The 15695-nt window shown below is 53.6% G+C and carries 11 protein-coding genes and 1 tRNA gene; all 12 read left to right on the top strand.

Annotation, left to right across the window (positions count from 1 at the left end):
- The first annotated feature begins 109 nt into the window (after positions 1-109).
- The 12 genes from Y017_RS06005 to fusA all read left to right on the top strand — a co-directional run bounded on the left by Y017_RS06005 (position 110) and on the right by fusA (position 15637).
- Positions 110-185 (top strand) — tRNA-Trp (locus Y017_RS06005).
- 43 nt (positions 186-228) lie between these two features.
- Positions 229-603: a preprotein translocase subunit SecE gene (gene secE / locus Y017_RS06000; RefSeq protein ID WP_035459622.1), complete on the top strand. Its 375-nt coding sequence runs from the start codon at positions 229-231 to the stop codon at positions 601-603.
- A 9-nt stretch (positions 604-612) separates the two neighbouring features.
- On the top strand, positions 613-1155 hold the full coding sequence (gene nusG / locus Y017_RS05995; RefSeq protein WP_035459621.1) for a transcription termination/antitermination protein NusG: 543 nt from the start codon (positions 613-615) through the stop codon (positions 1153-1155).
- Between the two features lie 115 nt (positions 1156-1270).
- Complete coding sequence (rplK, locus tag Y017_RS05990) at positions 1271-1699, top strand: 50S ribosomal protein L11 (protein WP_011587669.1); 429 nt, start codon at positions 1271-1273, stop codon at positions 1697-1699.
- Positions 1700-1702: 3 nt separating this feature from the next.
- Positions 1703-2398, top strand: coding sequence for a 50S ribosomal protein L1 (gene rplA, locus Y017_RS05985; RefSeq protein ID WP_011587670.1), 696 nt, complete (start codon positions 1703-1705; stop codon positions 2396-2398).
- A 306-nt stretch (positions 2399-2704) separates the two neighbouring features.
- Positions 2705-3235 carry a 50S ribosomal protein L10 gene (gene rplJ, locus Y017_RS05980; RefSeq protein ID WP_011587671.1) on the top strand — a complete coding sequence of 177 codons (531 nt, stop codon included), beginning with the start codon at positions 2705-2707 and terminating at the stop codon, positions 3233-3235.
- 64 nt (positions 3236-3299) lie between these two features.
- Positions 3300-3677: a 50S ribosomal protein L7/L12 gene (rplL, locus tag Y017_RS05975; protein ID WP_011587672.1), complete on the top strand. Its 378-nt coding sequence runs from the start codon at positions 3300-3302 to the stop codon at positions 3675-3677.
- A 146-nt stretch (positions 3678-3823) separates the two neighbouring features.
- Complete coding sequence (gene rpoB, locus Y017_RS05970; RefSeq protein ID WP_011587673.1) at positions 3824-7966, top strand: DNA-directed RNA polymerase subunit beta; 4143 nt, start codon at positions 3824-3826, stop codon at positions 7964-7966.
- 94 nt (positions 7967-8060) lie between these two features.
- Positions 8061-12263 (top strand): DNA-directed RNA polymerase subunit beta', encoded by a 4203-nt coding sequence (rpoC, locus tag Y017_RS05965; protein WP_011587674.1) that lies wholly within the window; start codon positions 8061-8063, stop codon positions 12261-12263.
- Between the two features lie 220 nt (positions 12264-12483).
- Positions 12484-12855 carry a 30S ribosomal protein S12 gene (gene rpsL / locus Y017_RS05960; protein WP_011587675.1) on the top strand — a complete coding sequence of 124 codons (372 nt, stop codon included), beginning with the start codon at positions 12484-12486 and terminating at the stop codon, positions 12853-12855.
- A 133-nt stretch (positions 12856-12988) separates the two neighbouring features.
- Positions 12989-13459 carry a 30S ribosomal protein S7 gene (rpsG, locus tag Y017_RS05955; RefSeq protein WP_035459619.1) on the top strand — a complete coding sequence of 157 codons (471 nt, stop codon included), beginning with the start codon at positions 12989-12991 and terminating at the stop codon, positions 13457-13459.
- Positions 13460-13537: 78 nt separating this feature from the next.
- Positions 13538-15637, top strand: a complete 2100-nt coding sequence (fusA, locus tag Y017_RS05950; RefSeq protein WP_011587677.1) for an elongation factor G — start codon at positions 13538-13540, stop codon at positions 15635-15637.
- The last annotated feature ends 58 nt before the right edge of the window (positions 15638-15695 follow it).

The raw sequence follows: 15695 nt of genomic DNA, 5'->3' as shown, positions 1-15695 counted from the left end.
CCGTACCGTTGGTGCCGGCGTAGTAGCTAAAATCACTGAATAAGTTGTTCGGTGGTAAGGGTGGCGGGCCTCGCTCGCTGCCCTGTTTGTTTTAGGTTTTTAGAGTTACAGGCCAGTAGTTCAATTGGTAGAGCACCGGTCTCCAAAACCGGCTGTTGGGGGTTCGAGTCCCTCCTGGCCTGCCAATTTTCCCAAAACTGCCACTAAGGTGGTGGGGTGCATCGTCAGATGAGCGAGAAAACAGAAGCGCGTTCCGGCTCTGCCGCCTTTGAGGCGGTGAAGTGGTTGTTGGTTGTGGGTTTTGTTGCTGCGGCCGTAGTGGGCAATAGCTATTTCTCCGACCAGCCGACCCTCTATCGAGTAATCGGTGTTGTTGCTGTTTCTCTGGTGGCGGTATTTGTTGCTCTGCAGACTGAGCAGGGCAAGGCATTCAATCAGCTGCGGAAGGACTCCTTGGTTGAGCTGCGCAAAATTGTGTGGCCGACGCGTCAGGAAACCCTGCAAACTACGCTGATTGTTCTGGTCTTTGTTGTGATTGTAGCCCTGTTGCTTTTTGTGCTCGACTGGATTCTCGGTGGACTTATGTCCTGGGTTATTGGCTAAGGGGTGAGCATGGCAAAGCGCTGGTACGTAGTACACGCCTATTCAGGTTTTGAGAAATATGTAAAACGCGCCCTTGAAGAGCGCGTTAAATTGCGTTCTATGGAAGAGCTTTTTGGTGACATTCTGGTTCCAACTGAAGAGGTGGTTGAAATCAAGGGTGGCCAGAAGCGTAAATCCGAGCGCAAATTTTTCCCGGGTTACGTTCTGGTGCAGATGGAGATGTGTGACGATTCCTGGCACTTGATCAAGGAAACCCCGAAAGTGATGGGCTTTATTGGTGAAGATTCGAAAAATCCGGGTCGCGTTTCACCGATTACCCAGAAAGAAGCGGATGCTATTCTGCGGCGCATGGATGATGCAGTAGAGAAGCCGAAGCCCAAGACGTTATTTGAAGCGGGTGAGGTGGTTCGTGTTAATGACGGCCCCTTTGCTGACTTCAATGGTGTGATCGAAGAGGTGAATTACGAGAAGAGTCGCCTGCAAGTTGCGGTGATGATTTTTGGTCGATCAACGCCTGTTGAGCTGGAGTTTGGTCAGGTCGAGAAAACCTGATAAAGCAGAGCGTTTAAATGAGGTGCCCCGGTCGCTGTAAAAGGCGGCCGGGGCGTTTTGACAACCTGAGGGGAGCCCGTTATAGACGCGGCGTTTGCACCCAAGGAGTCTTAAAATGGCGAAGAAAGTACAAGCCTACATCAAGCTGCAGGTTGCAGCTGGCCAGGCTAATCCTTCACCGCCGGTTGGTCCTGCTCTGGGTCAGCACGGTGTGAACATCATGGAGTTTTGTAAGGCGTTCAACGCCCAGACTCAGCAGCTGGATGCCGGGGCACCGGTTCCGGTTGTGATCACCGTGTACAACGATCGCTCCTTTACCTTCACCATGAAGACGCCGCCGGCGGCCTACCTGTTGAAGAAGGCAGCAGGGATCAAGAGCGGTTCCGGTGAACCGAACACCAAGAAAGTGGGCAAGGTAACCCGTGCGCAGCTGGAAGAGATCGCCAAGGCTAAAGAGCCTGATCTGACCGCTGCGGATATGGATGCCGCCGTGCGCACTATCGCGGGTTCTGCCCGTTCCATGGGCCTGGATGTGGAGGGTTAACCAATGGCTAAACTGTCTAAGCGTAACCGTGCCATCCGCGAGAAAATTGAAGCGGGTAAGCTGTATCCGGTGGAAGAAGCGGTTGCCCTGCTGGCTGAGCTTTCTGCCGTTAAATTTAAAGAGTCTGTGGATGTAGCGGTAAACTTGGGTGTTGACCCGCGTAAATCCGACCAGAACGTCCGTGGAGCCTCTGTCCTGCCCCACGGTACAGGTAAAACTGTCCGTGTTGCTGTTTTTGCTCAAGGCGCGAAAGCTGAAGAAGCAAAAGAAGCGGGCGCAGACGTTGTCGGTTTTGATGATCTGGCTGAACAGGTTCAAGGTGGCGAGATCAACTTTGATGTGGTGATCGCCTCCCCCGACGCCATGCGCGTTGTCGGCAAGTTGGGCACGATTCTTGGCCCTCGTGGTCTGATGCCTAACCCGAAGGTTGGTACCGTGACTCCGGATGTGGCTCAGGCTGTCAAGAATGCCAAAGGTGGTCAGGTCCGTTACCGCACCGATAAAGGTGGCATCATCCACTGCACGGTGGGTCAGGTAGGTTTTGATACCAATGCCATCAAAGAAAATGTGGAAGCGTTGATTGCTGATCTCAAGAAGGCCAAGCCATCATCCGCTAAAGGGACTTTCTTCAAGAAAGTAACGCTGTCCACCACTATGGGTCCTGGTCTGTCTATCGATCCGGCATCCTTGGTGATGTAATGAGTTTCGATCCTGCCGAAAGGCGGGATCAAAAGGGCTTTGATCCCGATGCCGCGTCACCTGTAGTGAGCGTTATCGGGGCGTCAAAGACCGCAGGTTTTCGGTGTGTTTTGGTGTCTGCCTTTATGAGGTAAGTAAACCGCCGAGATTAAGGGGTAACCGCCTGCGCAGGCGCGGTAGTTGTTTCCTGATTTGTTCAGGTTGTGGCTCCGCGATATTGGTCGGGAAACCGACCTTGGCGACCGCCTCAAAATCAGATCGTAGTCGATTTTGACGGTTAATGTTTGTGAATCCAGGAGGTACATCATGCCTTTGAATCTGGAGGACAAACGAGCGATTGTTGCTTCGGTAAATGCTGTTGCTGCTGAAGCGCTGTCTGCTGTGGTTGCTGACTATCGTGGTCTCACTGTTTCTCAGATGACTGAGTTGCGTAGTAAGGCCCGTGAAACCGGTGTGTACCTGAAAGTAGTACGGAACACGCTGGCGAAGTTCGCCGTGAAAGACACAGAATTCGAGTGTCTGAACGATGCACTGGTTGGCCCCACTGTTTTGGCTTTCTCCAAGGATGATCCGGGCGCTGCTGCTCGCCTCATCAAGGATTTCGCCAAAGACCATGACGCGCTGGAAGTAAAAGCTCTGGCCGTGGGTGGCGTAACTTATGGTGCTCAGGATATCGATGTCCTCGCCAAGTTGCCGACTCGCGACGAAGCAATTTCTCAGCTCATGTCCGTTATGCAGGCCCCTGTGGCCAAGTTTGTTCGTACCCTCAACGAGGTGCCTGGCAAATTTGTTCGTACGGTTGCTGCAGTTAAGGACCAGAAACAGAGTGCTGCCTGATTTTCAGGTTGCGTAACTACCCGATCTAATCGGATCGCCACAGTGGTGATTTAGGAGATTGAAAATGGCCGTTTCCAAAGAAGATATCCTCGGCGCTATCGCCGATATGAGTGTTATGGACCTCGTTGAACTGATTGAGGCCATGGAAGAGAAGTTCGGCGTAACTGCCGCTGCCGCTGTTGCTGCTGCTCCAGCAGCTGCCGGTGGTGATGCTGCTGCTGCTGAAGAGCAAACTGAGTTTGACGTTGTTCTGAGTAGCTTCGGTGACAAGAAAGTTGGCGTGATCAAAGCTGTTCGTGAAGTAACTGGCTTGGGTCTGAAAGAAGCCAAAGAGCTGGTTGAGAGTGCTCCTGCTCCTGTTAAAGAAGGCGCTACCAAAGACGAAGCCGAAGAGATCAAGAAAAAGATCGAAGAGGCTGGCGGTACTGCCGAGCTCAAGTAAGCGCATTGGCGCTATGCCTTTTCGCGTTAACGCGCAAAGGCGCCGGCTGGCAGCTTTTTGGCTGCCAGCCTTTTGTCGTTTCTGTATGAAGGGTTTCATGCAGAAATATCACCACAAGGTGATAGGTCAACAGCTGAGGAACGCAGATGGCATACTCATTCACTGAGAAAAAGCGGATCCGCAAAGATTTCGGCAAGCTTCCGAAAGTTATGGAGGTGCCTTATCTCCTGGCGATACAACTCGATTCTTACCGCAAATTCCTGCAGCAAGATAAGAGCGCTGAAGAGCGCCTGGAAGAAGGTCTGGAAGCCGCTTTCCGGTCGGTATTTCCGATCGCAAGTTATTCAGGAAATGCAGCGCTGGAGTATGCCGGCTACGAGTTCGGCAAACCCGTTTTTGATGTAAAAGAATGCATCATTCGCGGTACTACCTATGCGGCGCCATTGCGCGTGCGTATTCGTCTGGTGATTTACGATCGTGAATCATCCGGGGCGATTAAAGATATTCGTGAACAACAGGTCTACATGGGTGAAATTCCCTTAATGACCGAAAACGGTACCTTCGTTATTAATGGTACCGAACGTGTGATTGTGTCTCAGTTGCACCGCTCGCCTGGTGTTTTCTTTGACCACGATAAAGGTAAAACTCACTCTTCCGGTAAGCTGCTCTATTCTGCCCGGGTGATTCCTTACCGTGGTTCCTGGTTGGATTTCGAGTTCGATCCTAAAGACCAAGTCTTTGTACGGATCGACCGTCGCCGCAAGTTGCCGGCGACCATCCTACTGCGTGCGTTGGGGTATACCTCTGACGAAGTGTTGGAGATGTTTTTCGACACCAACGAAATCGCAGTGGAAGACGGCATTTACCGCATGAAGCTGGTGCCGGAGCGTCTGCGTGGTGAAACCGCGACCTTCGACATCCTTGCCGATGGTGAAGTCGTGGTGGAGCGTGGCCGTCGTATTACTGCACGTCACATTCGTCAGTTGGAAAAAGCCAACATCGAATATCTGGACATCCCGGCCGAGTACTTGCAGGGCAAGTATCTGGCTAAGTCGATCATCGATCAGGATACCGGTGAAATTCTGGTGGAGTGTAATACCGAGCTGACCGCGGAGACGCTGGAAAAGCTTGAGCAAGGTGGTATTACCGACTTTGAAACACTTTATACAAACGACCTGGATAACGGGCCGTTCATGGCGGACACCCTGCGGGCCGATCCGACTCGTACGCCGCTGGAGGCATTAGTCGAGATTTACCGGATGATGCGTCCAGGCGAGCCGCCGACGAAAGAGGCCGCCGAAAACCTGTTCAAAAACTTGTTCTTCACTGATGAGCGGTATGACCTGTCCACCGTTGGCCGGATGAAGTTCAACCGCCGCCTTGGTCGTGAAGATGAAACGGGTCCTGGCATTCTCTATGACGGTCGCTACTTTAGTGCGCGCTCTGATGAAGAAGGCAAGCAGTACTTCGAGCAGATGGGGGGGGAAACCTCCGACATCATTGATGTACTGAGAACCTTGGTGGATATCCGTAACGGTAACGGGGTGGTGGATGATATCGACCACCTAGGTAACCGTCGCGTACGTTCTGTGGGTGAAATGGCCGAAAACCAGTTCCGTGTTGGGTTGGTGCGTGTTGAACGTGCGGTCAAAGAGCGTCTTAGTCTGGCTGAATCCGAAGGCTTGATGCCGCAGGATCTGATCAATTCCAAGCCGGTGGCAGCCGCAGTGAAAGAGTTCTTTGGCTCTTCCCAGCTGTCTCAGTTTATGGATCAGAACAACCCGCTGTCCGAGATCACCCACAAGCGTCGTGTTTCTGCGTTGGGCCCGGGCGGGCTGACCCGTGAGCGTGCTGGTTTTGAGGTGCGTGACGTGCACCCGACTCACTATGGTCGTGTATGTCCTATCGAAACACCTGAAGGCCCGAATATTGGTCTGATCAACTCTCTGGCTACCTATGCCCGCGCCAACGAGTACGGTTTCCTTGAGTCTCCGTACTTGAAGGTGATTGACGGCAAGGTCAGTGAGGAAATCGAATACCTGTCAGCGATCGAAGAGGCCGAGTGCGTGATCGCACAGGTGGACGCGAAGATGACAGAAGAGGGCGGTTTCGAAGAAGACTTCGTTACTGTACGTCACCGTTACGAATTTACCGTGATGGAGCGGGACACCATTACCCATATGGATGTCTCCCCTCGTCAGGTGGTATCCGTGGCGGCGTCCCTGATTCCGTTCCTCGAGCATGATGATGCGAACCGGGCCTTGATGGGGTCGAACATGCAGCGTCAGGCTGTGCCTACCCTGCGTGCTGACAAGCCACTGGTAGGGACGGGCTTCGAGCGTCACGTTGCCCGTGACTCCGGTGTCTGTGTGGTTGCTACCCGTGGCGGTATCGTCGACAAGGTTGATGCATCGCGAATCATTGTGAAGGTTAATGATGACGAAGTGAGCGAAGGTGAAGCAGGTGTAGATATCTACAACCTGACTAAATACACCCGCTCCAACCAGAACACCTGCATCAATCAGCGTCCGCTGGTGAAAGTGGGTGACCGGGTTGCTGCACGCGACATCATGGCTGACGGTCCTTCTGTGGACATGGGCGAGCTGGCCCTGGGCCAGAACATGCGCGTGGCCTTCATGCCATGGAATGGTTACAACTTTGAGGATTCCATCCTCATCTCTGAGAAAGTGGTGAAGGATGATCGATTCACCTCCATCCACATTCAGGAACTCACTTGTATTGCTCGTGATACCAAGCTGGGTCCGGAAGAGATTACCGCTGATATCCCCAATGTGGGTGAGGCCGCGCTATCCAAGCTGGATGAGTCCGGTATTGTCTACATCGGTGCAGAAGTGGAAGCCGGTGACATTCTGGTGGGCAAGGTAACGCCGAAAGGTGAAACTCAGCTGACCCCGGAAGAAAAACTGTTGCGTGCCATCTTTGGCGAGAAGGCCTCCGACGTTAAAGATACCTCTCAGCGCGTATCTTCCGGCGTTAAAGGCACCATCATCGATGTGCAGGTCTTTACCCGCGACGGTGTTGAGAAAGATGAGCGTGCCCGTCAAATTGAGCAGGCTGCCCTTGAGCAGTTCCGCAAAGATTTGAAAGACGAGTACCGCATTCTTGAGCTGGATATTCTGGAACGTCTGCGTGCCGTCATGGTAGGCAAGAAGGTCAATGGTGGTGCGGGCTTCAAGCGCGGCACTGAGATGACCGGCGAGATCCTGGATGGTCTGGATGCCGAGAAATGGTTCGAACTGCGCCCAGCTGATGATGATGTCGCTGAGCAACTTGAGCGTGCTCAGCAGTATCTGGAGCAGCACAAAAAAGAGCAGGACGAACGCTACAAGGATAAACAGGCCAAGATCTCCGGCGGTGATGACCTCGCCCATGGTGTGCTGAAAGTGGTTAAGGTCTACCTGGCCATTAAGCGTCGCATCCAGCCCGGTGACAAGATGGCTGGCCGTCACGGTAACAAGGGTGTGATTTCTGTAATCATGCCTGAAGAAGATATGCCGCATGATGAGAACGGCGTGCCGGTGGATGTGGTCTTGAACCCGCTGGGTGTACCGTCCCGTATGAACGTGGGGCAGATTCTGGAAACCCACTTAGGCTGGGCTGCCAAGGGTCTTGGTGAGCGGATCGGCGAAATGCTGGCCGAGCAGAAGAAGATTGCAGACATTCGCGTCTTCCTCGACAAGATCTATAACCAGGCAGGCGCCGGCGGTACCCCAGAAGATCTGGATAGCTTTAGCGATGATGAAATCATCGAGCTGGCCAAGAACTTGGTGGGCGGTGTGCCTATGGCAACCGCGGTATTCGACGGTGCCAAAGAGTTCGAGATCAAGGAGCTGCTGGAGCTGGCTGGGCACGATCGCTCCGGTCAGGTGCAGTTATGGGATGGTCGTACCGGTGAAGCCTTTGATCGCAAGGTTACCGTGGGCTACATGTACATGCTCAAGTTGAACCACTTGGTGGACGACAAGATGCATGCGCGCTCCACTGGTTCCTACAGCCTGGTTACCCAGCAGCCGCTGGGTGGTAAGGCGCAGTTCGGTGGTCAGCGTTTCGGTGAGATGGAAGTGTGGGCGCTGGAAGCCTATGGCGCCGCGTACACCTTGCAGGAAATGCTCACTGTGAAATCCGATGACGTGAATGGCCGTACCCGCGTTTACAAGAACATCGTGGACGGTGATCACCGCATGGATCCGGGTATGCCGGAATCCTTCAACGTATTGCTGAAGGAAATTCGTTCTCTCGGTATCAATATCGAGCTGGAAAACGACTAAGTCAGTGGGCTCCGCCAGGTTGATGGCGGAGAGCTACTGGCTACCCGGGTTTAGGAAAGAATCTAGAGCGAAAGCTCACTACGGAGGACTGGCCTTGAAAGACTTGCTGAATTTGCTCAAAAGTCAGGGACAAGTCACGGAGTTCGACAAGATCCGCATCGCGCTTGCGCCGCCGGATCTGATCCGCTCCTGGTCTTTTGGCGAAGTGAAAAAGCCTGAGACCATTAACTACCGCACGTTCAAGCCTGAGCGTGATGGTCTGTTTTGTGCGCGTATCTTTGGTCCGATCAAAGACTACGAATGCCTGTGCGGTAAGTACAAGCGTTTGAAGCATCGTGGCGTTATCTGTGAAAAGTGTGGCGTAGAAGTCACCCTTTCCAAGGTGCGTCGTGAGCGCATGGGCCACATCGAACTGGCAAGCCCTACTGCACACATCTGGTTCCTGAAGTCTCTGCCGTCCCGTATCGGTTTGATGCTGGATATGACCCTGCGTGATATAGAGCGGGTCCTGTACTTCGAATCTTTCGTTGTGACCGAGCCAGGCATGACCACGCTTGAGCGTGGGCAGCTGCTTACCGATGAAGAATACTTCGACGCCATGGAAGAATTCGGAGACGAATTCGAAGCCAAGATGGGTGCCGAAGCTGTACAGCAACTCCTGATGGAGTTGGATCTGGTCGAAGAGATCAAGATCCTGCGCGAGGAAGTGGAGTCCACGAACTCTGATACCAAGCTGAAGAAGCTGTCCAAACGCCTCAAGCTGATGGAAGCCTTCAAGGATTCCGGTAACGCGCCCGAATGGATGGTTCTCACCGTGCTGCCGGTACTGCCGCCGGATCTGCGTCCACTGGTGCCGCTCGATGGTGGTCGTTTTGCGACCTCCGATTTGAACGATCTGTATCGCCGGGTAATCAACCGTAACAATCGCCTCAAGCGGTTGCTGGATCTGAGCGCGCCGGACATCATCGTGCGGAACGAAAAGCGTATGCTGCAGGAATCTGTAGATGCGTTGTTGGACAACGGTCGTCGTGGCCGTGCCATTACCGGTTCTAACAAGCGTCCTTTGAAGTCCCTTGCCGACATGATCAAGGGTAAGCAGGGCCGCTTCCGTCAGAACCTGTTGGGTAAGCGAGTCGATTACTCCGGTCGTTCCGTGATCGTGGTAGGTCCGACTCTCAAGCTGCACGAGTGTGGTCTGCCCAAGAAAATGGCGCTGGAACTGTTCAAGCCGTTTATCTTTGCCAAGCTGGAAGGGCGTGGTCTGGCGACCACCATTAAGGCGGCCAAGAAAATGGTCGAGCGCGAAACCGCTGAAGTGTGGGATATCCTCGCTGAAGTTATTCGCGAACACCCGGTTATGTTGAACCGGGCGCCAACCCTTCACCGTCTCGGTATTCAGGCGTTTGAGCCGGTGCTGATTGAAGGTAAGGCCATCCAGCTGCACCCGCTGGTGTGTGCGGCCTTCAACGCCGACTTCGATGGTGACCAGATGGCGGTGCACGTACCGCTGACCCTGGAAGCGCAGCTTGAAGCCCGTGCATTGATGATGTCCACCAACAACATTCTTTCGCCCGCCAATGGTGAGCCGATTATCGGCCCAACCCAGGACGTGGTGCTGGGTTTGTATTACATCAGCCGTGACCGTGTGAATGCGCAAGGTGAAGGCCATGTATTTGCCGACACCAAGGAAGTGATGCGTGCGCTGGGTAACAAGCAGGTGCACATCCACGCCCGCGTTAAGGTGCGTGTGCATGAAGTGGTGAAAGACCTGGAAGGTAACGTGGAAGAGCGTACCTTTATCGCCGATACTACCCCTGGTCGTTGTAAGCTGTGGGATATCGTGCCGGCGGGTCTGGGCTTCGACATGGTCAACCAGAACATGACCAAGAAGGCCATCTCCAAGCTGTTGAACACCTGTTACCGGATTCTTGGCACCAAAGAGACCTGTATCTTCGCTGACCAATTGATGTACCTGGGCTTCCGCGAAGCAACGCTGTCTGGTTCTTCCATTGGTGTGGAAGACATGGTGATTCCGGATGCCAAGTACACCATGATCGACGCTGCCGAAGAGGAAGTGCGCGAGATCGAGGAGCAATTTGCTTCCGGTCTGGTGACTCGCGGTGAGCGTTACAACAAGGTCGTGGATATTTGGGCTCGTACCAATGACCAGATCGCTAAGGCGATGATGGAAAACCTCCGTGTTGAAGTGGTTAAAAACCGCGACGGCAAGGACGAAGAGCAGGGCTCTTTCAACTCCATCTTCATGATGGCCGATTCCGGGGCACGGGGTTCCGCTGCTCAGATTCGTCAGCTGGCCGGTATGCGTGGTCTGATGGCGAAGCCGGATGGCTCCATTATCGAAACGCCTATTACCAGTAACTTCCGTGAAGGTTTGAACGTACTCCAGTACTTCATCTCTACTCACGGTGCTCGTAAAGGTCTGGCGGATACGGCACTGAAAACAGCGAACTCCGGTTACTTGACTCGTCGTCTGGTGGATGTGGCGCAGGATCTGGTGGTCAACCATATCGACTGTGGCACGGAAGAAGGCCTGCTGATGACGCCGCTGATTGAAGGTGGTGACGTTGTAGAGCCGCTGCGCGAGCGTGTACTCGGTCGTGTGGTTGCCCGTGACGTGATGAATCCTCTCAACCAGGACGAAGTAGCGGTTGAAGCCGGCACGTTGCTGGACGAAGTTTGGGTTGCGCAGCTGGAAACCATGGGTGTGGACGAAGTGCTGGTGCGCTCGCCGATTACCTGTGCGACTCGCTGGGGTGTGTGTGCGACCTGTTATGGGCGTGATCTGGCTCGTGGCCATCAGGTCAATGTGGGCGAGGCTGTCGGTGTTATCGCAGCACAGTCCATTGGTGAGCCGGGTACCCAGCTGACCATGCGTACCTTCCACATTGGTGGGGCGGCTAGCCGAGCGTCTGCAGTATCCAGCATCCAGATCAAGCACGGCGGTAAGGTGCGTTTCCATAACGCCAAGCACGTGCAGCATAAGGACGGTCTGGTAATCGTTTCCCGTTCTGCTGATCTGGCTGTTGCTGATGAGCTGGGCCGTGAACGTGAGCGTTATAAGCTGCCCTACGGTGCCACGGTTACCGTGAATGAAGGTGATGAGGTTAGTGGTGGTCAGGTCGTTGCGACCTGGGATCCGCACACACACCCGATCATTGCGGAAGTGGAGGGTAAGGTGCAGTTCGGTGATATGGAAGAAGGTATCACTGTAAACCATCAGACCGACGAGCTGACCGGCCTGACCAACATTGAAATGCTCAGTTCCCAGAACCGCCCTTCAGCGGGTAAGGACATGCGTCCGGTTATCCGTGTGCTGGACAGCAAGGGCAAGCCCATCGTGATGCCCAATACGGATATGCCAGCCCAGTACTTCCTGCCGGGTGGTGCACTGTGTGGCCTGAAAGATGGCGCGAATATCGGCGTTGGTGATGTGATCGCGCGGATTCCGCAGGAGTCCTCTAAGACTCGCGACATCACCGGTGGCCTGCCCCGTGTTGCTGATTTGTTCGAAGCACGGAACCCGAAAGAAGCGGCAATCCTGGCTGAAAAGACTGGTACCGTATCCTTCGGTAAAGAAACCAAAGGTAAGGTTCGCCTTGTTATCACTCCGGATAATAGTGATGACAACTACGAAGAATTGATTCCGAAATGGCGTCAGCTCAACGTATTTGAAGGTGAGCGGGTTGAGAAAGGTGAGGTTGTCTCTGATGGACCGCTGAACCCGCACGACATCCTGCGCCTTAAAGGTGAGTCTGAGCTGGCCCGTTACATCGTTAACGAAGTGCAGGAGGTTTACCGTCTGCAGGGTGTGAAGATCAATGACAAGCACATTGAAACGATCATCCGCCAGATGTTGCGCAAAGTAGAGATCCTGGAAGTGGGTGAGTCTCACTTCATTAAGGGTGAGCAGGCAGAATATGCCCGCGTTATGGAGGAAATTGATCGCCTGAAAGCCGAAGACAAGATGCTGCCGCAGTACCAACGACTGCTATTAGGTATCACCAAGGCTTCCCTGGCGACAGAGTCCTTCATCTCTGCGGCGTCTTTCCAGGAAACCACCCGCGTTCTCACCGAAGCGGCGGTAACCGGCAAGGAAGACGACTTGCGTGGCTTGAAAGAAAACGTTGTTGTGGGTCGTTTGATCCCCGCCGGTACCGGCTATGCCTATCACATGGAGCGTCGTCGTCAGCGTGCGGATGCGCGCGGGCCAGAAGCGCCAACCATGGACGAGGTAGAAGCTGCGCTGTCAGAAGCTCTTAGCTCCTCAGGCGAGTAAGCTGGGCGTTTTCTTGACCGATAATGGCCTCCGCCAGCAGTGGCGGTGGCTATTTGAGCCCCCTCAGGGGCAACAGTAGAGATTTGTCGGTGCCTTGACGGGATGCCGGCAGCTCCCTACAATCGCTGCCCCCCATGGTTTCATGGGCGGTAATTGGGTGACACAGGCCGTGAATTCACGGTTTTTTGTCACAGAACTGTAAGCGTGAGGCAGTAGTTTCATGGCAACTGTAAACCAGCTGGTGCGCAAGCCGCGCAAAAGCAAGGTAGAAAAGAGCGACTCCGTAGCCCTTCAGGGCTGCCCCCAGCGTCGCGGCGTTTGCACCCGGGTGTATACCACTACCCCGAAGAAGCCAAACTCCGCGCTGCGTAAAGTGTGTCGTGTGCGTCTGACCAACGGTTATGAAGTATCTTCCTACATTGGTGGTGAAGGGCATAACCTGCAGGAGCACTCCGTAGTATTGATCCGTGGTGGTCGTGTAAAAGACCTTCCCGGTGTTCGCTACCACACCGTACGTGGCACTCTGGATACGGCAGGCGTGCAGGATCGCAAGCAGCGTCGTTCCAAGTATGGCGCCAAGCGTCCTAAGTAATACCTAGCTACCTTTTCTGAATGCCGTGGCCCGAGTGGCTGCGGAGGGATGAGTAAGGCCCGGACGGCATGCCGTTCCGGAATCACCTGAAGTTTTCCCCGCCCAAAGCGGGAATGTTAGAGGAACACATCCGATGCCAAGACGTCGCGTTGTCGCTAAACGGGAGATCCTGCCGGATCCGAAGTTTGGAAGTCAGATTCTGGCTAAATTCATGAACCATGTGATGGTTAGCGGTAAAAAATCCGTGTCCGAGCGTATTGTTTACGGCGCACTGGATATCATCACTGAGCGTAAAGGGTTAGATGCCCTAGAAACGTTTGAAAAGGCACTGGACAACATCCGTCCGGCTGTCGAGGTAAAGAGCCGCCGTGTTGGTGGTGCTACTTACCAGGTTCCTGTTGAGGTTCGTCCCAGTCGTCGTACTGCTCTGGCAATGCGTTGGTTGGTAGATGCTGCCCGTAAGCGTGGTGAGAAGAGCATGCCTGCTCGTCTGGCCGGCGAAGTGATGGATGCTGCTGAAGGCAAAGGCGCTGCGATGAAGAAACGTGAAGACGTGCATCGCATGGCCGAGGCCAACAAGGCCTTCTCTCACTTCCGCTTCTAAGGCGCAAAGCAAGCGAGTGAAACCGGCCTGTATTCAGGCCGGTTTTAGTATTTGAACCACAGAATCGAGGTTAGCAGCGTGGCTCGTAAGACTCCTCTCAATCGCTATCGTAATATTGGTATCTGTGCGCACGTAGATGCGGGCAAGACGACCACTACCGAGCGTATTCTTTTTTACACCGGTGTGTCTCACAAAATTGGTGAGGTGCATGATGGTGCTGCCACCATGGACTGGATGGAGCAGGAGCAGGAGCGTGGTATTACCATTACCTCTGCTGCGACCACCACCTTTTGGCAGGGTATGGATCAACAGTACGACCAGCACCGAATCAATATCATTGATACCCCAGGGCACGTTGACTTCACTATTGAGGTTGAGCGTTCTCTGCGTGTGCTTGATGGTGCGGTTGTTGTGTTCTGTGGTTCCTCTGGTGTTGAGCCGCAGTCAGAGACTGTATGGCGACAGGCCAATAAGTACGAAGTGCCGCGTATCGTGTTCGTCAATAAGATGGACCGTGCTGGCGCGGACTTCGACTCTGTTTGTAACCAGATTCGTAAGCGTCTGGGTGCCAGTGTCGTGCCGATTCAATACAATATCGGCGCAGAAGATAACTTCAAGGGTGTTGTCGACCTCATCCGTATGAAGGCGATCTTCTGGAATGAAGAAGACATGGGGATGACCTACGAAGAGAAGGATATCCCGGACGACATCAAAGACCGTTGTGACGAACTTCGTGAGCAGATGACCGAAGCTGCGGCGGAAGGTTCTGAAGAGTTGATGGAAAAGTACCTGGAAGAAGGTGACCTTTCCAATGACGAAATCAAGGCGGGGCTGCGTCAGCAGGTTCTGGCTAATGAAATCGTTCTCGGCCTTTGCGGTTCTGCGTTCAAGAACAAGGGTGTTCAGGCCCTGCTTGATGCGGTTATCGAATTCCTGCCAGCACCGGACGAAGTTAAAGCTATCCAGGGTGTGTTGCCGGATGGCGAAACCGTTGAAGCGCGGAAATCTTCCGATGATGAGCCGTTCTCGGCTCTGGCATTCAAGATTGCTACCGACCCCTTCGTAGGTTCATTGACCTTTATTCGTGTTTACTCAGGCGTGTTGAACTCTGGTGACAGTGTTCTTAACTCTGTGCGTGAGAAAAAAGAGCGTGTAGGTCGTTTGCTGCAAATGCATGCGAACAGCCGCGAAGAGATTAAAGAAGTGCTGGCGGGCGACATTGCTGCTTGTGTGGGCATGAAAGATGTCACTACAGGCGACACTCTGTGTGACTTGAAAAACCCAATTGTTCTTGAACGCATGGAATTCCCAGAGCCGGTAATCTCTGTTGCGGTAGAGCCGAAGTCCAAAGCCGACCAGGAAAAAATGGGTCTGGCGCTGGGTCGCCTGGCGCAGGAAGATCCGTCTTTCCGTGTGAAGACCGACGAAGAAACCGGGCAGACCATCATTTCTGGTATGGGTGAGCTGCACTTGGATATTCTTGTCGATCGTATGAGACGTGAATTCAAAGTGGAAGCGAACATCGGTGCGCCGCAGGTTGCGTATCGTGAAACCTTCACCCGCGGTGCGGATGTGGATGGTAAGTTCGTCAAGCAATCCGGTGGTCGTGGTCAGTACGGTCACGTCAAAGTTAAGTTCGAGCCTATTGATCGTGATGAAGAGTTCCAGTTTGAGGAGCAAATTCACGGTGGCTCCGTACCGAAAGAATACTTTGGTGCCGTGCAGAAGGGTATCGACGAACAGCTTCAGGCTGGTGTGCTTGCGGGCTATCCGATTCTGGGTGTGAAAGCGACTCTGTACGATGGTTCCTACCATGAGGTGGATTCCAACGAAAACGCTTTCCGTATGGCTGGCGCGCTTGCTGTTAAGAACGCAGCGAAGGAAGCGGGTGCTGTGCTGCTTGAGCCGATTATGAAGGTGGAAGCGGTAACTCCAGAAGATTACATGGGCGACGTGATGGGTGACTTGAATCGTCGCCGTGGTATCGTTCAGGGCATGGAAGACACCATGGCTGGCAAGATTATTCGTGCCGAGGTGCCTTTGTCTGAAATGTTCGGTTACGCTACTGATCTGCGTTCCATGTCTCAGGGGCGAGCTAGTTACTCCATGGAGTTCCTGAAGTACGCTGAAGCACCGAAGAATATCGCTGATGAAGTCATCAGCGGCAAAAAATCTTAAATTTACGGTTAATTTGTTAAAGGTATAGAGCCGTGGCTAAGGAAAAGTTTGAACGTAA

It is taken from the genome of Alcanivorax sp. 97CO-5, assembly GCF_000524665.1.
Classification (GTDB): Bacteria; Pseudomonadota; Gammaproteobacteria; order Pseudomonadales; family Alcanivoracaceae; genus Alcanivorax; species Alcanivorax borkumensis.
Note: the sequence above shows the minus strand (reverse complement) of the source record. Positions and strands in the feature narration are given on the sequence as shown.